At 68.4% G+C, this 23,145-nt stretch carries 23 protein-coding genes and 1 tRNA gene; 17 read left to right on the top strand and 7 right to left on the bottom strand.

The window, feature by feature from the left end; translation table 11 throughout:
* Positions 1-25: 25 nt before the first annotated feature.
* Entirely contained in the window at positions 26-238 is a 213-nt protein-coding gene (locus tag Hhyl6_RS09810) for a DUF7535 family protein (protein WP_483739017.1), read from the top strand.
* Here the strand turns inward: Hhyl6_RS09810 and Hhyl6_RS09805 are convergent.
* Entirely contained in the window at positions 235-1,230 is a 996-nt protein-coding gene (locus tag Hhyl6_RS09805; RefSeq protein ID WP_483739016.1) for an ornithine cyclodeaminase family protein, read from the bottom strand. The genes Hhyl6_RS09810 and Hhyl6_RS09805 overlap by 4 nt on opposite strands.
* A gap of 105 nt (positions 1,231-1,335) precedes the next feature.
* Here Hhyl6_RS09805 and Hhyl6_RS09800 point away from each other — a divergent pair, with 105 nt between their 5' ends.
* From Hhyl6_RS09800 to chrA, 3 genes are all read left to right on the top strand, one after another.
* Positions 1,336-2,160, top strand: a complete 825-nt coding sequence (locus tag Hhyl6_RS09800) for a hypothetical protein (RefSeq protein WP_483739015.1) — start codon at positions 1,336-1,338, stop codon at positions 2,158-2,160.
* Between the two features lie 447 nt (positions 2,161-2,607).
* Positions 2,608-3,189 carry a hypothetical protein gene (locus Hhyl6_RS09795; RefSeq protein ID WP_483739014.1) on the top strand — a complete coding sequence of 194 codons (582 nt, stop codon included), beginning with the start codon at positions 2,608-2,610 and terminating at the stop codon, positions 3,187-3,189.
* A gap of 74 nt (positions 3,190-3,263) precedes the next feature.
* On the top strand, positions 3,264-4,646 hold the full coding sequence (chrA, locus tag Hhyl6_RS09790) for a chromate efflux transporter (protein WP_483739013.1): 1,383 nt from the start codon (positions 3,264-3,266) through the stop codon (positions 4,644-4,646).
* Positions 4,647-4,838: 192 nt separating this feature from the next.
* Here the strand turns inward: chrA and thsB are convergent, their stop codons facing one another.
* The 3 genes from thsB to Hhyl6_RS09775 all read right to left on the bottom strand — a co-directional run bounded on the left by thsB (position 4,839) and on the right by Hhyl6_RS09775 (position 7,989).
* Entirely contained in the window at positions 4,839-6,515 is a 1,677-nt protein-coding gene (thsB, locus tag Hhyl6_RS09785) for a thermosome subunit beta (RefSeq protein WP_483739012.1), read from the bottom strand.
* A gap of 175 nt (positions 6,516-6,690) precedes the next feature.
* Positions 6,691-7,080: a DUF7383 domain-containing protein gene (locus Hhyl6_RS09780; protein WP_483739011.1), complete on the bottom strand. Its 390-nt coding sequence runs from the start codon at positions 7,078-7,080 to the stop codon at positions 6,691-6,693.
* Positions 7,081-7,155: 75 nt separating this feature from the next.
* The gene (locus tag Hhyl6_RS09775; protein ID WP_483739010.1) at positions 7,156-7,989 is read right to left on the bottom strand and encodes an NAD+ synthase; all 834 of its coding nucleotides are present in this window, start codon (positions 7,987-7,989) and stop codon (positions 7,156-7,158) included.
* 166 nt (positions 7,990-8,155) lie between these two features.
* On the opposite strand from Hhyl6_RS09775, the gene Hhyl6_RS09770 reads away from it, so the two are divergent.
* The 13 genes from Hhyl6_RS09770 (at position 8,156) to Hhyl6_RS09710 (ending at position 19,948) form a co-directional block, all read left to right on the top strand.
* Positions 8,156-8,226: transfer RNA gene (locus tag Hhyl6_RS09770), tRNA-Gly, on the top strand.
* Positions 8,227-8,457: 231 nt separating this feature from the next.
* Positions 8,458-8,607 (top strand): hypothetical protein, encoded by a 150-nt coding sequence (locus tag Hhyl6_RS09765; RefSeq protein ID WP_483739009.1) that lies wholly within the window; start codon positions 8,458-8,460, stop codon positions 8,605-8,607.
* A 50-nt stretch (positions 8,608-8,657) separates the two neighbouring features.
* Positions 8,658-11,072 carry a bacterio-opsin activator domain-containing protein gene (locus Hhyl6_RS09760; RefSeq protein ID WP_483739008.1) on the top strand — a complete coding sequence of 805 codons (2,415 nt, stop codon included), beginning with the start codon at positions 8,658-8,660 and terminating at the stop codon, positions 11,070-11,072.
* A 165-nt stretch (positions 11,073-11,237) separates the two neighbouring features.
* Entirely contained in the window at positions 11,238-12,428 is a 1,191-nt protein-coding gene (locus Hhyl6_RS09755) for an ATP-binding protein (RefSeq protein ID WP_483739007.1), read from the top strand.
* A gap of 115 nt (positions 12,429-12,543) precedes the next feature.
* A complete protein-coding gene (locus Hhyl6_RS09750) occupies positions 12,544-13,548 on the top strand; it encodes an AAA family ATPase (protein WP_483739006.1) in 1,005 nt (334 codons plus the stop codon).
* A gap of 97 nt (positions 13,549-13,645) precedes the next feature.
* Positions 13,646-13,954, top strand: coding sequence for a 30S ribosomal protein S24e (locus Hhyl6_RS09745; RefSeq protein WP_166967012.1), 309 nt, complete (start codon positions 13,646-13,648; stop codon positions 13,952-13,954).
* A complete protein-coding gene (locus Hhyl6_RS09740; RefSeq protein ID WP_135303338.1) occupies positions 13,955-14,086 on the top strand; it encodes a 30S ribosomal protein S27ae in 132 nt (43 codons plus the stop codon).
* 9 nt (positions 14,087-14,095) lie between these two features.
* Positions 14,096-15,742, top strand: coding sequence for a bifunctional N(6)-L-threonylcarbamoyladenine synthase/serine/threonine protein kinase (locus tag Hhyl6_RS09735; protein WP_483739005.1), 1,647 nt, complete (start codon positions 14,096-14,098; stop codon positions 15,740-15,742).
* A 38-nt stretch (positions 15,743-15,780) separates the two neighbouring features.
* A complete protein-coding gene (locus Hhyl6_RS09730) occupies positions 15,781-16,197 on the top strand; it encodes an EamA family transporter (protein ID WP_483739004.1) in 417 nt (138 codons plus the stop codon).
* An 87-nt stretch (positions 16,198-16,284) separates the two neighbouring features.
* Positions 16,285-16,563, top strand: coding sequence for a DUF5808 domain-containing protein (locus tag Hhyl6_RS09725; RefSeq protein WP_483739003.1), 279 nt, complete (start codon positions 16,285-16,287; stop codon positions 16,561-16,563).
* Positions 16,564-16,634: 71 nt separating this feature from the next.
* A complete protein-coding gene (locus Hhyl6_RS09720) occupies positions 16,635-17,345 on the top strand; it encodes a non-canonical purine NTP pyrophosphatase (RefSeq protein WP_483739002.1) in 711 nt (236 codons plus the stop codon).
* Positions 17,342-18,112 carry an SDR family NAD(P)-dependent oxidoreductase gene (locus Hhyl6_RS09715; protein ID WP_483739001.1) on the top strand — a complete coding sequence of 257 codons (771 nt, stop codon included), beginning with the start codon at positions 17,342-17,344 and terminating at the stop codon, positions 18,110-18,112. The genes Hhyl6_RS09720 and Hhyl6_RS09715 overlap by 4 nt, the downstream gene beginning before the upstream one ends.
* A 132-nt stretch (positions 18,113-18,244) precedes the next feature.
* Positions 18,245-19,948 carry a methyl-accepting chemotaxis protein gene (locus Hhyl6_RS09710; protein WP_483739000.1) on the top strand — a complete coding sequence of 568 codons (1,704 nt, stop codon included), beginning with the start codon at positions 18,245-18,247 and terminating at the stop codon, positions 19,946-19,948.
* Here the strand turns inward: Hhyl6_RS09710 and Hhyl6_RS09705 are convergent.
* The 3 genes from Hhyl6_RS09705 to Hhyl6_RS09695 form a co-directional block, all read right to left on the bottom strand.
* Positions 19,945-20,424 carry a DUF7384 family protein gene (locus Hhyl6_RS09705; protein WP_483738999.1) on the bottom strand — a complete coding sequence of 160 codons (480 nt, stop codon included), beginning with the start codon at positions 20,422-20,424 and terminating at the stop codon, positions 19,945-19,947. The genes Hhyl6_RS09710 and Hhyl6_RS09705 overlap by 4 nt on opposite strands.
* 294 nt (positions 20,425-20,718) lie before the next feature.
* Entirely contained in the window at positions 20,719-21,378 is a 660-nt protein-coding gene (locus tag Hhyl6_RS09700) for a potassium channel family protein (RefSeq protein WP_483738998.1), read from the bottom strand.
* 51 nt (positions 21,379-21,429) lie between these two features.
* Positions 21,430-23,055, bottom strand: coding sequence for a DUF7282 domain-containing protein (locus tag Hhyl6_RS09695; RefSeq protein WP_483738997.1), 1,626 nt, complete (start codon positions 23,053-23,055; stop codon positions 21,430-21,432).
* Between the last annotated feature and the right edge of the window lie 90 nt (positions 23,056-23,145).

Raw genomic sequence — 23,145 nt, 5'->3', positions numbered from 1 at the left:
GTTCGCGCCCGACGTACCCTAAAGTATGGCAGCCGACGCCGACGAGTCCACGGACTCCATCCTGCCCGAACCGCTTCGGACCGTCACGCCCCTCACCGGCACCCACCGCGACGAGAGCATGGACGCAATCGGGTGGGGGATGTTCCTCGGCCTGTTGGTCCTGTTGATGCCGCTGTTGCCCTTCATCCTCATCGTCTGGCTCATCTCGAAGGTGACCGAGGCGCTGACGCCCAGTTAGGTCGTCTCGGTGCCGACCAGTCCGAACGCCAGGCCGTCGCCCGCGGCGTGTGCGCCCCGATAGGCGACGTGAGCGGCCGCCACGTCCTGAATAGCGAGTCCGGTCGAGTCGAAGACGGTGAGGCCGTCCCCGGGTTCGCGGCCGGGAACCTCGCCGGCGACGATGGGACCGAGTTCGCCGTAGACGTCCTCGTCCGAGAGGACACCCTCGCTCCACGGGACGTTGATCTCTCCGGAGTGGGTACACTGCTCGAAGTCGTCGATGACGAGTTTCGCGTCGAGCAGGGTCTGGTCGGCGTGTTCGTGCTTGCCGGCGGCGTCGGCCCCGATGGCGTTGACGTGCGTGCGCTCGCCCAGCCACGACCGGTCGACGATTGGTGACTCGACCGGCGTTATCGTCGAGAGCACGTCGCAACCGGCGGCCTCCTCGATAGACCCCGCTCGGACCGCGAAGCGGTCGGCGAAGTGGTCGACGAACGCCTGCTGTTTCTCCGGGTCCCGGTCGGCGATGACCACCGTCTCGACGTCCCGGACGGTGGCGATGGCCTCCAACTGGGTGTACGACTGGACGCCGGCCCCGACCAGACCGAGCGAGTCGGCGTCGGGAACGGCGAGGTGGTCGGTGGCGACGGCCGCCGCCGCGCCGGTCCGCAGGCGCGTCAGCACGGTGCCGTCCATCACCGCCAGCGGGAAGGCCGTCTCGGGGTCCGAGTAGATGAGCGTCCCCAGAACCGTCGGGAGGCCGTGGTCGGCGGGGTTGTCCGGGTGGACGTTGACCCACTTGACGGCGGCCGCGTCCCACTCGCCGGCGTGGACGTACGCCGGCATCGAGCGGAAGTCGCCGTTGTACTCCGGGAGGTCGATGTAGGACTTCGCGGGCATGATGGTGTCGCCGCGGGCGTCGGCCGCGAACGCCGCCGAGACGGCGTCGATGACCGCGGGCAGGTCGGCGTGCTCCGCCACGTCGTCGGGACCGAGCAGCAGGGTCTGCATGCGAAAACGTGGCACGTCGCGGCACTTATACTGTCCGAGTGTCTTCCTACGAAGGAACTTCGGTTAGCCCGAGTCGTTATCCGTCCACAGTGCGTGCGTCGTCGCATGCACCGGGGGGCCGCCGTGGCGGTACTGGCGCTGTGTCTCCTCACCACAGGGTGTGCCGGCCTCGTCGGTTCGGGGGACCAGTCAGTCGGCGGAGCGGTGACGCCCGCACCGGTCCCCGCGGAACCGCCCGCACCCGTCGCCCCCGGCCTCACCGAGGCGGGCGTTACCGACACGCGGGCGCTCGCACAGGCCCACGTGACGACGCTCGCGAACGTCTCCTACACCCTCCGGCACACCCGCACCGTCGAAACGGCGAACGGCACCGTCCGCCTACGGCAGGTCACAACCGGCGAGTTCGGTCGGAACTACCGCGAGTACGTCGCCACGCGCACGCTCACCGGTGCGAGCGTCCCGCCGACGGAGGTTCGCACGCGCTGGGCGGACGGGCGAGCGGTCCAGTGGACGACGGTGAACGGGACGACCCGTCGGGAAGTCGTCGCCGACGGCCGCGGCATCGGCGCACCGCCGCTCCCACCGCGGGCGGCGCTGTTCTTCGACCCGACGTACAACGGTCGGGTCGCCGCGCTGTTTTCCGGCGTGAACGTCACCGCCGTCACGCGGACCAGCGAGGAGGTCGTGCAGACCTACCGCGCGCCGGTGTACCGCGTCGTCACCGACGGAGCGGCCGACCGCTCGCAGTTCCCGGTGGTCCCCGTCGAGCGAGTCGGCGACGTGCGCTTCACCTCCCTCGTCGGCCCCAGCGGCCTCGTCTACGGCTACGGGACGCAGTACACCGTCGTCCGGAACGGGACGACGCTCCACGTCACCGAGTCGATGCGGTACAGCGACGTCGGGACGACGACGCCGGACCGCGACGAGTGAGCTACTTCCAGGGGTTCGGGACGAGGTCGGCCTGCACCGTCGCCCCCACCTCCAGTCGCGTCTCCACCTCGGGAACGGCGATACAGGGCAAGACGTAGCCGTCGGCGAGGTGACGTGAGACCCTGCGCGCGAGAGTTTACGATAACGAAGCCGAACGCGCCGTGTGTCCGCAAGCGAACCGCTTCGAGCCGAAGTACGAGTGGGCCGTCATTTACAGCGCCGAATCCGGACCGTCGAGCGACCCCCTCCCGACGACTTCGCTCTCCTGGCCGCTCACAGACTGCGGCAATTGTTGCTCGTTACCGTGGCACACGCAAGGTCGGTCGGACAGTCTCGGCACCGACACCCGTAGCGTGGCCGGCCCCGACGCACCTCGACACGCGCCAGTCGCTCGGCGACCGTTCGAGTGACCACGAAGTACTTTCCGTTCGACAGACAGCACAGAGTATGAAGCGCCGGTCGTATCTCGCCCTCCTGAGTACCGCGTTCGGTGCCGGCTGTGTCTCGCCGCTCGACAGTGCCGCCTCGGACGGACCACAGCCAGACCGAACCGGGACCGAACCCACCGAAGCGACGCTCACGTCGCCATCGACCGCCGAGCAGTCCACCGAAACCGACGACGCCTCCGCTCCCACGCGAGTCGTCGAGACGATAGCGGTCGGGACGCGTGACGGCGTCGAGAACCCGGACGACAACCGGCCCCACGACGTGGTGGTGTGGAACGCCGGGTCGACCGCCCGTGAGATAGCCGTCGACGTGCGAGCGCCAGACCACGGCCCGTCGCTGGAGCGACGTGACGAGTACGCCGCCGGCGTCGCGCGCCGGTTCGAACTGCTCACACCGGCGGCCTACGCCGTCGAGATTCACGTCCCCGCCGACGGCCGGCGGACGACGGTCGACGTCGGGCGGAACTGGTTCGACTGCAACAGTTCCGGTCACCGAGTCAGAGTCCCCGGCGTGGGACCGATTACGTCGACGGCGTCCTCGACGTTGCTTGCGTGTTCCCCGGGGACCGTCACCGAGTCGTAGTCCGGACGTTTACTGCCCGCTCCGGACCGCTCCGTGGACGTGATTTTTTGGTCCGATGCCCCGTCGCCTCTCGCATGGCCGGCGACTCCGCGACCACCGACGCCACGGCGGACACCGCGAGCGAGTACAAGGGGTCTGCCACTCGGTCGCGACTCGTCGGCATCGCCCGCTTCTTCCTGAAACTGGGGCTGGTCGGGTTCGGCGGGCCGCTGGTCCACATCGCGATGATGGAGGACGAACTCGTCGGCGAGTGGACCGACGAGTCGACGTTCATGGAGGGGCTGGCCATCTGCAACATGCTCCCGGGACCGGCCTCGACCCAACTGGGCATCTTCATGGGGTGGGTCCGCGGCGGCAATCTGGGGGCGCTCGTCGCCGGCGCGACGTTCATGGCCCCCACGTTCCTCATCGTCGTCGCGCTCTCGTACGTCTACTTCGCGTTCGGGCAACTCCCGTCGGTACAGGCGTTCTTCTACGGCGTGAACCCGGTCGTCATCGGCCTCATCGCCGGCGCTGCCTTCTCGATGGGGCGGAGTTCGCTGAAGGCGGGTCGGTCCGACCTCACGTTCGCGCTCGGCGGCGACGAGTGGGCGATAGACCTCCGCCTGTTCGGACTGCTCGCGGGCGCTCTCGTCGCCACCGTCCTCGTGAACCCGAACCCCGTCGTCGAGTTCGCAGTCGCCGGGGCCGTCGCCGTCGCCCTGTTCCGATCCGAGTGGGTCCGGGCGAACTGGCGGCGCGTCTCGGTGGGGACGGGGGCCGCCGTCGCAGTCGGCACGCTCTACGCGCTCCGGGGCCGGGTGGCGGCTCTGCTGGGCGACGCGCTCCCGGTCCCGGCCGCGCTCACCGGCCCGTTCGCCGCCGTCTGGGGCAACCTCTGGGTGAAACTGTTCCTGTTCATGCTGTACACGGGGTCCTTTATCTTCGGCGGCGGCCTCGTCCTCATCCCGTTCATCGAGACGTACGTCGTCGGCGTCTTCGGGTGGCTCACCGCCACGCAGTTCGTCGACGGCATCGCCATCGGTCAGTTGACGCCCGGCCCCGTGGTGATGACCACGGCGTTCGTCGGCTACAAACTCATGCTCGACGCCTACGGGTCGGTGGGATGGGCCGTGTTGGGCGCGTTCGTCGCCATGCTCGGTGCGTTTGCGCCCTCCTTCCTCTTCATCACCGGCGCGTTCCCCTACGTCGCCCGCGTCCGAGACGACGAGACAGTGCAGGCCGCGCTGTACGGCGTCAACGCCGCTGTCGTCGGCGCCATCGTCGGCGCGACGGTGACGCTCGCCGTCGACGCCTTCGCCGTCGTCACCGGGTCTCCGGTGGGCGTGGCCGGCGTCGACCCGTTCCGGGCGGCCCTCGCGATGGCGACGTTCGTCCTCTTCACGCGGGACGTGGACGCGATGTACCTGATTCTGGGTGGCGGGCTAGTCGGTGCAGGCGTGTTTTTCGTGCTGTGAGCTACCGACGACGAAGTATCGCAGAAGCGGACCGCAGTGAGCATCCGGCGCACGAAGCGCGCCGGTTCAGCCGCGGTTTTCCCCACGTTTTTGCACGACGGCGGGCGGCTTTGCCGCCCGAGGGAGTTGCAAAACGTGGCCTTATCTCACGGGCTACGCCCGTTCGCTGTCGAGGTTCCTACGGAACCTCGCTTACATCGCGCCGCCCATGCCACCCATGCCGCCCATGCCGCCGGGGGCGCCACCGGGGCCGCCGGGGCCACCCTCGTCTCCGTCACCGGAGGTCGAGAGGTCGCCCGCGGCGATGATGTCGTCGATTTTGAGCACGAGGTTCGCGGCCTCTGCAGCCGAGGAGACGGCCTGCGTCTTCGCGTGGGCCGGTTCGACGACGCCGGTGTCGAGGGTGTTCTCGACGTCGCCGGTGAAGACGTTCAGGCCGGCGCTGACGTCGCCGTCCTCGTGGGCGGCGCGCAGGTCGACCAGCGTGTCGATGGAGTCGAGGCCGGCGTTCTCCGCGAGCGTGCGCGGGATGATTTCGAGCGCGTCGGCGAACGCCTCGACGGCGAGCTGTTCGCGGCCCTCGACGCCGTCTGCGTAGTCGCGCAGGCGGGCGGCGACCTCGATTTCGGGTGCGCCGCCGCCGCCCAGCACCGCGCCGTTGGCGACGGTGGAGGCGACGACGTCCAGCGCGTCCGTGACGCCGCGTTCGAGTTCGTCGACGACGTGGTCGGTGGAGCCACGGAGGAGGAGCGTGACGCCGTGGGCGTCCTCGCCGCCCTCGACGTAGAACAGCCCCTCGTTCTCGTCGCGGGAGACGGAGCCGTGACCGAGGTCGTCCTCGCTGGCGGAGTCGAGGTCCGAGACGATGCTCGCGCCGAGGACCTCCTTCAGGAACTCGATGTCGGACTTCTTGGCCCGCTTGACCGCGAGGATGCCCTTCTGGGCGAGGTAGTGCTGGGCCATGTCGTCGATGTTCTTCTGGCAGAACAGGACGTTGGCGCCGGTGGCCTCGACCTTGTCGACGAGGTCCTTGAGCTGCTGTTCCTCCTTGTCGAGGAAGTTCTGGAGCTGGCTGGGGTCGTCGACGGAGAGCTGTGCGTCGACTTCGGTCTCCTCGAGTTCGATGGCCGTGTCCATCAGGAGGACCTTCGCGTCGTCGACCGAGGACGGCATCTCCTCGTGGACCGGGTCCTTGTCGACGACGGCTCCTTCGAGCAGTTCGGAGTTGCCGGCGGAGCTACCGGTCTGGGTCTCGATGTTGAGGTACTCGAGGTCGGCGACGACGCTCCCGTCGTCGGCCTCGACGGTGACCGCGTTGACCGCGTCGACGATAATCTGGGCGAGCAGTTCCTTGTTGAGTTCCGCGCCCTTGCCGGTCATCGACGTCTCGGCGACCTTCTTCAGGAGTTCCTCGTCGTCGGGGTCGACGTCGGTGGCGATGTCGTGAATCTCCTTCTTGGCCTCCTTGGCGGCCATGTCGAAGCCCTTGATGATGGCCGACGGGTGGATGTCCTGGTCGAGGAGGTCCTCGGCGTTCTTCAGGAGTTCGCCGGCGATGGCGACGGCGGAGGTGGTGCCGTCACCGGCCTCGTCCTCCTGGGTCTCGGCGACCTCGACGATCATCGAGGCCGTCGGGTTGTCGATGTCCATCTCCGTGAGGATGGTGACGCCGTCGTTCGTGACCGTGACGTCGCCCATCGAGGAGACGAGCATCTTGTCCATCCCCTTCGGTCCGAGTGTCGAGCGTACGGACTCGGCGACCGCGCGGGCGGCCGAGATGTTGTGCTCCTGTGCGGACTTGTCCTTCATCCGCTGGGCGTCCTCACCGAGAATTATCATCGGCTGGCCCTGCATCTGACGCTGGCTCATAGTCAGCCGAAAGATTGCATGTGGTTCTATATAAAAGTACGGGTTAGGCGCGAGCGATGGCTCGGCGAGGGAACCACCGAGCAGCGCTCAAACCACCCCACTGCGACCGATACGTGGCAGTATCGTGTGACAGAGTGGCACATCGCCCAGCGGGTCGAGTGGGAGATTTATATACCTACTCCACCGGCTCCGTCCAGTGGACGACGGCGGTGCCGACGACGAAGGCGTCGGTGGTCTCCCTGTCTCGTTCGAACTGCAGGGTGTTCTCGCCGGGCCGGAGTTGGTCGTCGCCGACGGTGTCCATCCAGTACTGCCACCCGGTACACGGCGGGATGTCGAATCCCGAGAGAGGACGGTCGTTGAGACAGATTTCGTGGGAGAACGCGTCGACGTCGTACACTTGCATCTCGATGTACGGTTCGGCCGGGACGTCCGTGGGCACCTCGAAGGTGACCGGGTCGGTGCTGTCGCCGGAGAACTCGGCCCACGGGACGTCGAGCGAGTCTGCGTCCGGGCCGAGGTGCTGCTGGAAGGTACAGCGGGCGTAGTTCGCGCGGCGCGTCATACCCGACAAACGGTCGGCAGCGCAATAAAGCAGGGTGGCGAGGCCGGCGAAGACGGTCGCAGGACCACGGAGCGGTCAGTACAGCGGGTCCGGGCCCGGTGGCATCGCGCGCTTGTGCGCGCTCGCCTCGTACATCTCGCGGACCCGGTCGACGACCGATTCGGGGACCCCGATGTGGTCAGCGGTGGCGGCCTTCGGGACGCCGCCGTCGACGTGCAAGGCGAGAATCGAGTCCAGCGTGTCGTAGTCCATCCCCATCTCCGCGGCGTCGGTCTGCCCGCTCCACATCTCCGCGCTCGGGGTCTTATCGACGAGGGCGTCGGGCACGCCGACGTGTCTCGCCAACTGGCGCACCTGCTGTTTGTACAGCGGCGCGATGGGGTGGCAGTCGACGGCACCGTCGCCGTACTTCGTGTAGTAGCCCACCAGCGCTTCGCTCCGGTTGCCGGTCCCCAACACGAGGGCCGCCTCGTGGTTTGCGACGAGGTAGTTCAGTACGGCCCGACAGCGCACGCGGAGGTTGCCCACGGCCATCTGGTCGCCCTCGGCGTCGGGGTAGGCGTCGAGGAACGCGTCGACCAGCGGGTTGATTTCGACGACGTCGTACTCGATGCCCAGCAGTTCGTCGGCGACCCGTTCGGCGTCGCTCATGTTGTCGGCCCGGTTGACCTCGCTGGGCATCACGAGGCCGTGGACGGCGTCGGGACCGAGTGCCTCGACTGCGAGGTGGCTGGTGAGCGTGCTGTCGATACCTCCGGAGAGACCGATGACCGCCCGGTCGACCCCGGCGGCGTCGAGTTGGTCGGCGACGAACTCGGTGATGTGCTCGCGATGTGCCTCCAGTTCGGCCTCCGAGAATGTGAGGTCGAGCGGGGACTCCGCCCGCACGACGCTGTCGGCTTCGGCCATACGTATCGGTAGGCCTAATCGAACAAATAGCCATCCATCCGCGCGGTATTTTCGGACGTGCGTCCAGCGAACGGACGGCCCTCGGGACCGGTGTCCAGTCCTGCGTCGCCCGCCGGAAGCGCTACGTTCAAGTGCGACGGTCGTAGAAGATTTGAGTGAGTGCCCTGCGCCGGTGGTCCAGTGGTAGGACATTGGCTTCCCAAGCCAATAGCCCGGGTTCAATTCCCGGCCGGCGCACTCCCTGTCGTCGTTCGCCGCCCGTAGTTCGCGAACCCGGTGTGTTCGTTCACTCCCGGTCGGCGTCCGTTCTTCGAAACGACCCACCGATAGCACAGCGTATCTTTTGGTACGCTTTCGTACGTTCGCCTAATTAGCGGCTCGAAAATGCGCGATAGTACAACTTTACTGCATTAAACACGACTACACGGAGCCTTTATGCCACACCGACACACACGACAATGTGTGACAATGGCAGAGTGTGACTACTGCAAGGAAGACGCGGTACACGTCTGGAAACACCGGCGGCCGACGGAGACGATGACCCATCGGAGAATCGAGTGGCTCTGTGCCCGGTGTCACCCGGAGATGAGTGATGTCCTCCGGAACGAACCCGCGTAGCCGCGCGGGACCCTACACCTTCTTGTGCTGGACTTACTAACCAGTTAGGTATGGATAGCGGGTTAGCCGTCCTCGTCTGCGGGGAGGACGAGGCGGACGTCGCGGCGACGGCGCGGGAGTTGGAGCGGGTGGGCGAGCAGTTCGAACCGGTGACGGCCGCCGCCGAGACGTCCGCGGCCTCGGTCGGAGACGTCGACTGCGTGGTGAATCAGGGCACCGAGTTGACGCCGCTAGCGGAGTCACTACGTCGTGAGCGCCCGGGGTTCCCGCTCGTGGTTTTCGGGAGCGGACCGGCCGACGTCGTCGGCGGCGTGTTGGCCGACGGCGCGACGGACTACGTCCAGCGCGGGACCGACGAGCAGTACGCCGTCCTCGCCCACCGCATCGAGCGGGCAGTAGCGACCACCGAGACGGCATCGCTGGGGAACGAGACTGGCGGGTTCGACCGGCACGGCGAGGTCATCGAGGCCCTGGACGACGGCGTCTACGCGCTCGACGACGAGGGGCGGTTCGTCTTCGTCAACGACGCGATGGCCGAACTGACGGGCTACGGCGTCGACGAACTGCTCGGCGAGCACACGGCGGTCATCAAGGACCGGGAGACGGTCGAACTCGCCGAGTCGAAACTCGCGGCGTTGCTCTCCGCAGACGGGGCGGACGACGTGGGAACCACGTTCGAACTGGAACTCCGACGCGCGACGGGCGAGACGATACCGTGCGAGGACCACATGACGGTGCTGTACGGGCCCGAGGGGGAGTTTCGCGGGACGGCGGGCGTCATCCGGGACATCACCGAGCGGAAGCGCCGCGAGGAGATGCTCTCGGCCCTGCAAGAGACGTCTCGGGCGCTGATGCAGGCCCCCAGCCGGGAGGAAGTCGCCACCATCGTCGCCGGTGCCGCAGAACAGGTCCTCGGACTCGACATGGCCGTCGTCCGCCTGTACGACGCCGACGAGCGAGTGCTCCGGCCAGCGGCGACGACCGACGCGGTGGTCGAGCGACTGGGCGAGCGCCCGGTGTACGCCCTCGACGAGGGGCGACCCGGCGAGGTGTTCGCGTCGGGGGAGGCCGCCACCCTGAGCGACCCGCACGACCTCGACGACGGCGGGACGTCCGTCGGGTCGGGCCTGTACTTCCCAATCGGCGTGCACGGCACCCTGAGCGTCCTGTCGATGGACTCCGACGCGTTCGACGACATCGACCGGCAGGTCGTCGCACTGCTCGCGACCAACGCCGCCGCCGCGTGCAACCGCGCCAAGCGCGAACAGGAGGTCAGAGAGACCCGCGAGCGCATCGCCACCATCCTCGACCGCATCAACGGCCTCATCGAGAACACCGTCGAGGTGCTGGTCGAGGCCACCACCCGCGAGGCCGTCGAGGCCGGCGTCTGCGAGCAACTGGCGGCGACGGACCCCTACACGTTCGCGTGGGTGGGCCGTCCCGACGTCCGCGGGAGTCGCCTGACCCCGAGTCAGTGGGCCGGCGAGGCCCCGATAGCGATGGCGGACATCGACGTGCCGATAGCCGACGGCGCGCCCGGCAGCACCGCTTTCACAGACCACACGACAGAGATACTCGACGACCTCGACGACGTCGACGGCGAGTGGGCCGAGCGCGCCCGCGAGGCCGGCGTCGCCTCGGTGATGGCGATTCCGCTCTCCTACACGGACTCGACTTACGGCGTCCTGTACGTCTGTGCCGACGAACCCGGTGCCTTCGACGACCGGGAACAGGTCGTTCTGGAGGCGCTGGGACGGGCCGTCGCCAACGCCATCAACGCCATCGAGAGCGGGAAGATTCTCTCCGCCGACAAGGTGGTCGAACTGGAGTTCACCGTGGACGACCGGGCGCTCCTCCTGAGTCGCCTGTCGGCGTCGACGGGCGCGACGTTCACCTCGGCCGGGGCGGTCACGCAGGACGACGGGTCGCTGCGACTGTACCTCACCGTCGAGGGTAGCGACACGGAGACGGTCCTCGACGCGATGACGAGCGACGAGGCGGTCGTCGACGCCACCTGCGTCGCCGAACACGAGGGCAGCGCCCTGTTCGACGTCACGGTCGGGGAGTCGCTGCTGGCGACGCTGGTCGACCACGGCGCGGTCCCGAAGACCATCGCCAGCGAGAACGGCGTCACGCGGTACGCCATCGAACTCCCCTACGAGACGGAGGCCCGCGAGGTGTTCTCGCTGGTCGAGGACAACTACGACGGCACCGACCTCGTCGGGTACCACGAACACGAGCGTCCGGTTCAGACCCAACAGGAGTTCCGGGCGTCGCTGGCCGAGCGGTTCACCGACCGACAGGAGACGGCGCTCCGAACGGCCTTCCTCGGCGGGTTCTTCGAGTGGCCCCGGGAGGTCGACGGCGACGAACTCGCCACCGCGATGGGCATCTCCAGGCCGACGTACCACCAGCACCTCCGGGCGGCCCAGCAGAAGGTGTTCGAGGAGTTGTTCGAGCGGTAGCGAGGGTCTGAGCCGAGCGAAGACCCTCTGAGCGCGAACGGCGAACGGAGTGGCCCGTGAGCGGTAGCGAGGGTCAAACGAGGTGAGCGGTCCGCGAAGCGACGCGGTGTCCGCTCGTGAGACCGGCACAACGTATTTACCATAGCTCAATGACATTTGAGTGAGATGGTAGGGGGTGGGACCCGGGGATGGACGCAAGCGGTGCGCGAGTGGTGGGTGCCGACGGTGAGTCTGATGGCGCTGGGGGCGCTGACGGCCGTCGTCTGGGTGCAGGTGACGACGCCGGCGTACGCCCTGCTGGACATCATGCTGCCGACGGCGTTCGTCAGCGTCGCGGTCTGGCAGGGTCTCCGTCTGCGTCGGGCCGACGCGTTCGAGGACGCCGACACGGTCCTCCGGTGGTTCACCGGCGGACTGGTGGTGATGGCCTGCCTCGGCCTCTGGCCCGTCCTCCTGCGTGCCGTCGGCCAAGCGACGGTCCCGGTGGGCGTCCGCCTGCTGACCGAGGTCATCGCCGGCGGCCTGTTCGGTCTGCTCGTCGGCGTCTACAGCGTGCAGGCCCGCCAGTCCGCAGAGCGGGCCACGCAGGCCCGGGTCGAGCAGGAACTGCTCGAACGCCAGCGGGACGCCAACGAACTGCTGAATCGGACGCTGCGCCACCAACTGCTCAACGGCCTCACCGTCGTCCGCGGGCGGGCCGAACTGCTCGCGTCGCGAACCGAGGACGACCCCGAACAGTGGGCCACGACGGTCCTCGACAGGACCGACCGGATGGTCGACACCGTCGAGGAAATCGGGCGGATAACCCGGACGCTGACCGAGGAGACCGACCTCGACTCCCGGCCCTTGCCGGCGGTCCTCGAACCCTGCGTCGCCGACGCCCGCGAGCGGTTCCCCCAGGCGGCGGTGGCCCTCGAATCGGTGCCGGAGTGTACGGTTCGGGCGAACGACCTCCTCGGCCGGGCGCTGTGGAACGTCGTCGAGAACGCCGTCGAGCACAACGACGGCGAGCGACCGACGGTGGTCGTTCGTGCGACGGTGAGCGACGAGTCGGCGGTGGTGACCGTCGCCGACGACGGCCCCGGCATCCCGGAGGCCGCCCGCGGGCGCGTGTTCGAGGCCAACCAGCGCGGCCTGGAGAGCGATGGTGACGGTCTCGGTCTGTTCCTCACGGCCTCGGTGGTCAGGCAGTACGGCGGCGAAATCCGGGTCCGCGAGTCGTCGCTGGGCGGGGCCGCAGTCGAGCTAGTCGTGCCCTTGGCGGGCGGCGAGGGACGCGCCGTCTCGCCGGTGACCGAGGACCCTGAAACCACCAGTAGTGAAACGGTGACGCGGCGGGTACGCACGTTGCTGTAGACCGGCCACCGGCCGACACCCCACACTCTGTTCTCCGTTCCGTCGCGGACCGCGCTGTCGCGGCCCGCGCAACCGCGGGATACTTGTCGCGGCCTCGCCTACCCACGGGCGACAGATGGACGCCCCGTTGTGGACCGAGACCCACGCGCCGGCACTCGAAGACGTACCACAGCCGAAGGCTCGCGAGCACTTACAGGGCGCCGTCGAGGAGCCGATGAACCTGCTGGTCCACGGGCCGAAGGGGGCCGGCAAGACGGCCGCCGTCCGGGCGTTCGCCGAGACGGTCCACGACAACCCCGACGCCGACTTCACCGAACTCAACGTCGCCGACGTGTTCGACATGACGAAGAAGGAAGTCGCGAACGACCCCCGGTTCTCCTCGTTCATCGACAGCAAGCGCCGCCGGGAGTCCTCGAAGGCCGACCTCATCAACCACGTCCTCAAGGAGTCGGCCAGCTACTCGCCGATGTCGGGCACCTACAAGACCATCCTGCTGGACAACGCCGAGGGGATGCGCGAGGACTTCCAGCAGGCCCTGCGCCGGGTGATGGAACAGTACTACGAGGCGACGCAGTTCGTCATCGCCACCCGCCAACCCTCGGCGCTGATTCCACCCATCCGCTCGCGCTGTTTCCCCGTCGTGATGCGAGCGCCGACCCACGAGGAGACGGTCTCCGTGCTCCGAGACGTCGTCACCGCCGAGGGCGCCGACCACGACGACGACGGACTGGAGTACGTCGCCGGCTACGCCGAGGGCGACTTACGACAGGCCATCCTCGCCGCTCAGACCACCTACGAGGAGGCCGGCGAGGTGACGATGGAGACAGCCTACGAAGTGCTGGCCGGCGTCGAGGCCGACGACGCGGTCGAAGACATGGTCGAGGCCGCCGAGGAGGGGCGCTTCTCGGACGCGCGCTCGACGCTCGACGACCTGCTGGTCGACGAGGGGTACGGGGCGGACGACGTGCTGGAGGAACTGCTCGACGTCGCCCGGTCGCGATACTCCGGCCAGCGGCTCGCCGAAGTGCATCGACTGGCCGGCGAGACGGACGTGGCGCTGACCGACGCGGCCAACGAGCGCATCCACCTCTCGCGGCTACTGGCACAGCTACAGGCGTAGCCGTGCGAACTGCGCACCAGCGACAGCCCCGAGAACCGGTAGTTGCGGCTTCGAAATCCTTTTAGGCGCTTCGGCGGGAATCTATGGACAACGAACCATGGATATCGACATCATCGAGGAAGAAACGAATCCCATGTTGCACCGAACGGACGTCCGGTTCGAGGTCGTCCACGACGAAGCGACGCCGTCCCGTCTCTCTGTGCGTGACTCCCTCGCGGCGACGCTGAACAAGGACGCCGAGGAAGTCGTCATCCACGAACTCGACACGAAGTTCGGCATGCGCAAGACGGTCGGCTACGCGAAGGTCTACGACAGCCCCGAGTACGCCCGCGACGTCGAACAGGACCACATGCTCGAGCGCAACAAGATTGTCGCCGACGGCGAGGAAGAGGCGGAGGAAGCATAGATGGCCCGGAACGAGTACTACGAGGACGGCGAACTGGTCAAGGAGAACTGCCCCCGATGTGGCGACACGGTGCTGGCCGACCACGACGACCGCAAGCACTGCGGCAAGTGCGGCTACACCGAGTGGAAGTAAGGCCACCACATGCGCGTTCTCGGTATCGAAGGTACCGCGTGGGCAGCTAGTGCTGCGGTGTTCGAAACGGATAGCCCCGCCCGAGCCACCGACGACGAACACGTCTTCGTCGAGAGCGACGCCTACCAACCGGAGAGCGGCGGCATCCACCCGCGCGAGGCCGCCGAACACATGGGCGAGGCCGTCCCCGAGGTGGTCCAGACGGCCATCGACCACGCCCGGGAGCGAGCGGCCGACGCCGGCGAGTCCGGCCCGCCGATAGACGCAGTGGCCTTCTCCCGCGGGCCGGGTCTGGGCCCCTGTCTCCGCATCGTCGGCACCGCCGCTCGCGCCGTCGCCCAGCGGTTCGACGTCGCCCTCGTGGGCGTCAACCACATGGTGGCCCACCTCGAAGTCGGCCGCCACCGCTCCGGGTTCGAGTCGCCGGTGTGTCTGAACGCCTCCGGCGCGAACGCACACGTGCTGGGCTACCGGAACGGCCGCTACCGCGTGCTCGGCGAGACGATGGACACCGGCGTCGGCAACGCCATCGACAAGTTCACCCGCCACGTGGGCTGGCAACACCCCGGCGGTCCGAAGGTCGAACGGCACGCCCGGGAAGGTGATTTCCACCCGCTCCCGTACGTCGTCAAGGGGATGGACTTCTCCTTCTCGGGCATCATGAGCGCCGCGAAGCAGGCCTCCGACGACGGCGTGCCGATAGACGACGTCTGTCGCGGCTTGGAGGAGACCATCTTCGCCATGCTGACCGAAGTCTCGGAGCGAGCGCTGTCGCTGACCGGCGCCGACGAACTGGTGCTGGGCGGCGGCGTCGCCCAGAACGACCGCCTCCAGCGGATGCTCCGCGAGATGTGCGAGCAACGCGGTGCCGACTTCTTCGCCCCCGAGAACCGCTTCCTGCGGGACAACGCCGGGATGATAGCCGTCCTCGGCGCGAAGATGTACGCCGCCGGCGACACACTCGCTATCGAGGAGTCGGGCGTCGACTCGAACTTCCGGCCCGACGAGGTCGCGGTGTCGTGGCGCGGCCCCGAGGAGTCCGTCGACCGGGCCGTCGAGACGGAGACCGAGGTGCAGGGCGCCGAGGCGACGGTCAGCATCGAGGCCGACCGCGTCGTCAAGAACCGAGTCCCGCGAAGCTACCGACACCCGGCGCTGGACGAGCGCCTTCGAATCGAGCGCACCCGGCAGGAGGCCCGCCTCACGAGCGAGGCCCGTCGGCACGGCGTCCCGACGCCGCTGGTGTTGGACACCGACCCCGACGAGTCCCGCCTCGTGTTCCAGCGGGTCGGCGACGCCGACCTGCGGGAGGCGCTGACCGTCGACAGCGTGGCCGCCGTCGGTCGCCACCTCGCGCGCATCCACGACGCGGGGTTCGTCCACGGGGACCCGACGACGCGGAACGTGCGCGTCGCGGCATCCGGCGGCGACGGTCCCCGGTCGTTTCTCATCGACTTCGGACTGGGCTACTACACCGACGAACCGGAGGACCACGCGATGGACCTCCACGTCCTCGCCCAGTCGCTCGCGGGCACCGCCGACGACCCCGAAAGGCTACTGGCCGCCGCCGAGGACGCCTACCGCGACGAGAGCGACCACGCCGAGTCGGTCTTCGCCAGCCTCGCCGACATCGAGGGGCGCGGCCGGTACCAGTAACCGGAACGCACACGGCCCTCCCGGCCGTCACCCGGCGTATGAACTACATCGCGTGGGCGGTGCTCGCACTCCTCGGGTACACGCTCGTGCCGCCGCTGGCGAAACTGGCGACGGCCGAGATACCCAGTGACGTGGTGGTCGTGATTTCCAACGGGATACTCATCGTCGCCGCCGCCGGCATCGTCGCCGCCAACGACCTCTCGGTAGCGAAGTATCTCACCCACGAGGACGCGATGTACGCCTACGGCGCGGGCGTCGCGCTGACCGTCGGCATCATCGCGTACTACCGGGCGCTGGCGGCTGGCCCGGTCAGCGTCGTCGTCCCCATCTTCGGGATGTTCATCGCGACCAGTTCCGTCGTCGGTATCCTGTTTCTGGAGGAGTCGCTCACCGCGCGGAAGGCCGCCGGCATCGGTCTCGCGATACTCGCCGTGTACCTGACGGCCGCGGAGTGAGCGCGGCGGGTGGCACACGCCGTCGACCCCGCCGACCAGAACCGCAGGTGGGCAACTGACTTAACGTCGGCACGTGTACAGGTGGGTATGGCAGACAAACCCCAGTCAGGAACCCTGTTCGGCGTGCCGTACAACTTCGAACGACCGAGCCTCAAGCGGTTAGTCTCCTCGTACTGGCAGCCCGGTGACGGGATGCTCGTCGAGAAACCGTTCGGTATCGGCTACACGCTGAACCTCGCCAACTGGCGGTCGTGGGTCGTCCTCCTCGTGGCTGGCGCCATGCTCTACCTCGAACGCAACAGCGGGTCCGAGGGCTTCGAGGACGAGGAGAGCGAGGACGAACCCGTCGAAGTCGTCGTCGACTGAGACGGCAGCGGTACACAGCAGCCGTAGGACGGACCGACGCCTCTTTTGCCGCCGCCCGCCCCTGTGCCGGTATGCTCAACTTCGTGACGACCAACCCCGGGAAGGTCCGGGAGGCGACCGAGTATCTGGACGACGAAGTGGTCCAGTTCGACTTCGACTACCCCGAGATACAGGCCGACGACCTCGGGGCGGTGGCGGCCCACGGTGCACGGGCGGCCTACCGCGCCGCCGACGGTCCGGTCATCGTCGACGACGCCGGTCTGTTCATCGACGCCTTCGACGGCTTCCCCGGTCCGTACTCCTCGTACGTCGAGGACGCCGTCGGCGTCGAACGCGTCTGGCGCATGACCGAACCCGAGGACGACCACGCGGCGGCGTTCAAGACGGTCATCGCCTACTGTGACGGCGAGGCGTTCGCGGCGACGCCGGACCCGGGCGGGGTCGACCGCGAGGAGAGCCCGCCGGACGGGCGAGCGGCGGATGCCGCGAACACAGTCGACCGTGACGAACGCCGGGGACAGGACCTCGCGAGCGACGAACGGGGGGCCGCGACCACCGACGAACAGGTCGCGGGCGGCGAGGAGACGCTCCCGGTCAAGTTGTTCGAGGGGCGAGTACCCGGGGAACTCGTCGCACCGCGGGGCGACGGCGGGTTCGGGTTCGACCCCATCTTCGAACACGACGGGGCCACCTTCGCCGAGATGAGCACCGAGGAGAAGAACGCCGTCTCCCACCGGGGCCGGGCGCTAGCGAAGTTCGCCGAGTGGTACCAGACACGATGACCGAGCGCGGGACGGCCCTGATTACGGGCGCGTCGGCCGGCATCGGCGAGGCGTTGGCCCGCGAGTTCGCCGGCCACGGCCACGACGTGGTGCTGGTGGCCCGGCGCGAGGACCGTCTCGAATCGCTGGCCGCCGGCCTCGAACGCGAGGGGGTGACCGCCGAGACGGTCGCGATGGACCTCGACCGCGCGTCGGCGGCCGAAGACCTCCACGAGACGGTCACCGACCGCGGCGTAGACGTCGACGTCCTCGTCAACAACGTCGGCGTCGGCACGTACGGCCCGTTCGCCGACAGCGACCTCGACGCCGAGCGCACCCAGTTGCGCCTGAACGTCGTCCTCCCCGTCGAACTCACTCGCCTCTTCCTCGACGAGTTCGACGGCGGCGGGAAGGTGCTGAACGTCGGGTCCGTCGCCGGGTTCCAGCCCGGACCGAACCTCGCGGGGTACTACGCCAGCAAGGCCTACGTCAACAGTTTCACCGAGGCCATCGCCGCGGAGTTGCGCGACGAGGTGGCCGTGACCCTGCTGTGTCCCGGCCCCGTCGACACCGAGTTTCAGGACCGGGCGGGGATGGGCGACTCGGCGGTCGGGAGCCTCACGTCGAACACGCCCGAGGCCGTCGCCGAGGCGGCCTACGAAGGGCTGATGGCGGGCGAGACGGTCGTGGTGCCGAGCCGTGCGATGCGGGTCGTGGACCTTCTGGGCCGGGTGACGCCCCGCCCCGTCGTCCGCCGGGTCGCGAAGTGGGTCAACGGCGGGCGCTGAATCGCAGACCCGAAAACCGACTCCCGACAGACGTACCGACCGGGACAGAGCGTCCTTTCCTCCGACAGCTGTCTTTTCGAATTTCGAGAACCGCGCCGTGTATTGAAGTACCGGACCGAGGAACAGTGGCGTATGTCGAACACATTCGTCCGGCGCTACAAGGGGCTGATACGCGCGTCACTCGACGCGTTCGGCGTCGCTGGCTCCGTCGAGCGGAAGGTACTCGCGGCCGTCGGCCTCCAGTTCGCGGTCTCGGTGGCGCTCGCCGCCGTCGCCTTCCTCCTGAGTGGCGTCGCACAGGCCGTCCTCACCGGCCTCCTGCTCACCGGTGCGACCGTCGCGTTCGCCAACACGGTGTTCATCACCCGAGAGGACCTCGTAGACCCGGTGGTCACGCTCTCGGAGCGTGCCGACCGCATCGCCGCCGGAGACGTCGACGTCGACGTGCCCGACAGCGACCGAGAGGACGAGGTGGCGAGTCTGTTAGCCTCCTTCGGGGCCATGCAGGAATCGCTGGAGACGGTGTCCCGGCAGGCCGACGCGCTCTCGCGGCGGGAGTTCGACGCGCCGGTCATGGACGAGGACGTCCCCGGCACGTTCGGGGCGTCGCTGGACCGGATGGCGACCAACATGGAGTCGTACACGACCGAACTGCAGGAGATGACCGAGGACCTCGAACGGCGGTCTGAAGCGCTCTCGGAGCTGGTGGGGGCCTTCGGCGACGCCGCCGAACGGGCGAAGGCGGGCGACCTCACGGCGACCATCGACGCCGAGTTCGACGACGTGGACGCGGAGTTCCAGCGAGTCGTCGCCGACTACAACGACCTCGTGACGACGCTCGCCGACACCATCGGCGAGGTGACCGCCTTCGCCGACGAGGTGGCCGAGACCAGCGACACCGTCACCGAGAGCGTCGCCGAGATAGACCGGGCCAGCGACGAGATAGCCCGGTCGGTCCAGGAGATTTCCGCGGGAGCGAGTCAGCAGTCCGACCGCCACGACAGCGTCGCCGAGGACATGAACACGCTGTCGGCGACCGTCGAGGAGATAGCGGCCACCGCCGACGACGCCGCTCAGACCGCCGACCGGGCGGCGACTCGCGGCCGGGAGGGACGCGAGGAGGCCGCCGCCGCGATAGACGAACTGGAGACGATGGCGGGCCGCATCGACGACATCGCGGGGTCGGTCGACGGCCTCGTCGAGCAGATAGCCGAGATAGACGAGGTGGTGGACCTCATCACCGACGTGGCCGAGCAGACGAACATGCTGGCACTGAACGCCTCCATCGAGGCGGCGCGGGCCGACGCCGACGGCGACGGGTTCGCCGTCGTCGCCGACGAGGTGAAGGCGCTGGCCGAGGAGACGCGGGAGGCCGCCGAGGACGTCTCCGAACGCATCGACGCGGTCCAGACGGCCGCCAACGAGACGGTGACCGACGTGGAGGCGACGAACGAGCGCGTGGCCGACAGCACGGACACCATCGAGGCGACGCTGCGGAACTTCGAGGACATCGTGGACGTCGTCGGCGAGGTCAACGACGCGATTCAGGAGATATCCGACGCGACCGGTCAGCAGGCCGAGACGACCCAGGAGGTGGTCACCGCCGTCGACGAGGTGGCGGCGGTCAGCGACCAGACGAAGGCCGAGGCGGAGTCCGTCGCCGCGGCCGCACAGCAACAGACCGCGACAATCTCCGACGTGACCGGGGAGGTCCGGTCGGTCGCCGCACGGACCGACGACCTCCACGACCTACTGACGGCGTTCGAGGTGGGCGACAGAGCGGGAGCGCGCCCGCACTCCAGCGCGGGGGCCGTCGCGTCGGGCGCCGGCGACTAGTCGCGCGGGTCCCGGTCCGGGCCGGGGTACTCGCCGCCCTCGACGGCTTCGTACAGCGATTCGGCGTCGAACAGGCGGGCGAAGGCGTCCGGCGGCCGAACGCTGACCTGCATGTGTGGCTGGAGGGAGAGGCCGGTCTTCGCGCTCCGCAGGTCCTCCTCGTAGGTGAGCAGGTGCGCGGCGTCGCCCCGGTAGGCCGAGGCCAGCGCCGGGTGGTCGTCCGCGGGGTGGTCGACGGCCTCGCGCTCTCGCTCGATTCGCTCGCGCCAGTCCCCGGCGAGCGACGCCTCGCTCAGGTCGCGAATCACGGCCTCGGCGTCGTCCAGTAGCGGGTCGCTGGCGACGAGCGTGACCCACGAGTGTCGGCGGACGTGGTCCAGCGCCGCCCGGGCCGCGTTGTCCTCGTCCCCACAGAGCAGGTCCGCCGCGAGGACGTCGGCGTCGGCGACGACGCGGGCGGGCGCCGCCTCAGTCATCGTCGGTCTCCCGGTGCTCTCGGAGTCGGTCTCGAACGCGCTCAACGCTCGTCTCGTACGCCGCCGCTCGCTCGAACAAGTCCTGCCACGCCATGTGCGTGAGACGCCGCCCGAGGGCAAAAAGCCGTGCCGTGTGCCGTCCGTCTGACGGGAGTTTATATCGCGTGGCCGTCTCTCGTCCACACGGGCGCGCAACGGCACTTACGACGCTGCTCGCGTGCTTGCAGCGCATCCCATCCTCCCATCGCGCGCCCGGACACCGCACCCCTTTCCGTTCTACCGCCCAGTTCCGAGTCAGGCCTCGCCTCGGAGCGACGCGCGCACGTCGTCGAGTCCGTCGGGTGCGGCCATCACGGCGACGCTGTCGCCGGCCTCGATGACCGTCTGGGGCAGCGGAATCGTCATCGGTTCGTGCCCGCTCCCGTGGGCGTAGATGTGGGCGTCGCCCGGGAGTTCCACCTCGACGACGCGCTTGCCGATGACCGGCGACTCCTCGGGCACCTGCACGCTGGCGATGGAGAGGCGCTCGGTGAGGTCCGCGAGGACGTTGAAGTCCCCGCCGAGTAGCGCCGTCTTGGCACCGGCGGCCCCCAGTCGCTCGGGGTAGATGATTTCGTCGACGTCGGCGGCGTACTTCTCGTAAATCTCCTCGCGGTAGTCGGCGTCGATGCGGAGGACGGTCCGACAGCCGTGTTCCTTGCCTATCATGCAGGCCGTGAAGTTCGTGTTCAGGTCGCCGGTGAGGCCGCCGATGGCGTCGGCGGTGTCGATGCCCGCCTCTTCGAGGACGGACTCGTCGTTCCCGTCGCCGGCGACGACGGTGAACCCGTCGTCGGTGGCCCGGTCGACCTTCTCGTGTTCCCGTTCGACGATGACGACGTCGTGACCTTCGCTCTGGAGGATGCGTGCGGTCCGCGTCCCGACGCGACCGTACCCGACGATGACGAACTTCATGCGGCGGGGTACGACAGCCAGGGATAAAAATGTGAACGTGTGACAGGGGCGTCAGCCGGCGGTTTCGTTGGCGACGGTGACGTTGGCCGCGTCGGTCACGGGTTGCCCGTCTGCGACGTACGGCCCGTCGTCGTCGCCGGCGCTCGTGACGAAGTCGTACGTCTCGTCGCCGGTCGTTTCGAGGTGCGGCATCGCGACGAGCGTCTGGTCCTCGGTCAGGGTCGGCTCTTCGAACCCGATGCCGGGCACGTCGAACAGTTCGACGGTGACCTCGTCGTACTCGCCGGGTTCGAGGTACTCGGAGACGCCGACGACGCTCCCGACGACGTTGCCCTCCAGCAGGCTACTGTCGTGGACGACGACGTAGCCGCCCTCGGAGACGGTGACGTTCGTCACGACGACGCTCGTGCCCTCGGAGGACTGGTCGTCGAAGGTCACGCTGCCGGTCGGTGCGGCCGTCTCGTTGTCGGCGGGCGTCTCCGTCTCGTTGTCGGCGGGCGTCTCCGTCTCGTTGTCGGCGGGCGTCTCCGTCTCGTTGTCGGCGGGCGTCTCCGTCTCGTTGTCGGCGGGCGTCTCCGTCTCGTTGTCGTCCGCTCCAGCGACGGTGACGTTGGCCGCGTCGGTCACGGGTTGGCCGTCGGTGACGAACGGGCCGTCGTCGGCGCCGTCGCTGGCGACGAAGTCGTACGTCTCGTCGCCCGTCGTCTCGTTGTGCGGCATGGCGACGAACGTCCCGCCCTCGGTCAGGGTGGTCTCGTCGAACTCGGCACCCTCGACGTCGAACAGCGTGACGGTGACGTTCTCGTACTCGCCCGCTTCGAGGTACTCGGAGACGCCGACGACGCTCCCGACGACGTTGCCCTCCAGCAGGCTACTGTCGTGGATGACGACGTACCCGTCGCTCGGGAGGACGAGTTCGTCCACGGTGACGGCCGTCCCGTCGGACTCCTGGTCGTTCATCACGACCGAGGCGTTCTCCGGCCCCGGTTCCTCGACGGTAATCTCGGCGAACTGGCCGTCGTCGCGCGTGAACACGCTGTGGACGTAGGTGCCGGGCGGGACGCCCTCCGTCGAGACGTTGAACGTCACGTCCTCCGTGTCCTCGTCGTCGATGGTGACCGACTGCGTCTCGACCAGCGACCCCGCGAGCCAGAACGAGACGTTCTGCGTGGTGTCGAAGTCGTTGGGGTTCTCCAGTTCGACGTCGACGGTGACCGTCTCGCCGGCCTCGACAGCGTCGGGCGCGTCGAAGTCCTCGATGGTGAACGACTCCGAGACGACGAGCAGCGCCGTCTGTCCGTTCGCCCGGGTGAACACGCCGTGGCGGTAGTCTCCGGGGTCGAGCCCCTCCGTGTCGGCGGTGAACGTGACGACCTGACTCTCGCCGGGTCCGAGCGTGAGGACCGCCCGGTCCGCGACAGCGCCGCCTACGCGGAACTCGACCGGTTGCGTGCCGCGCTGGGCGCCGTCGTTGGTCACCTCCGCGACGACGGTGACGGTCGACCCGGGCGCGGCGCTCTCGGGTGCCGACAGGATGTCGACGGTGAACGACGCCGACTGCGCCGTCGGACCGTCCTGTTGGTGTGGTGTTACTCCGGGGACGGCGGCGACCTGCGCGGCGACGGCACCCGTGGCGAGCAACGCGAGCAATACGGCGAGCGTTCTGGTTCGTATCATAGCTTACTTCCTGTCGTCAGTGGGCTGACGACGCGAACGATGGGTAGGAAGGAGCCCCGATAAACCGCGCTGACAGTTCAGAATCGAAGG

It is taken from the genome of Haloarcula sp. H-hyl6, assembly GCF_056934455.1.
The sequence above is the reverse complement of the archived record's forward strand: the minus strand, read 5'-3'. Positions and strand labels throughout refer to the sequence as shown.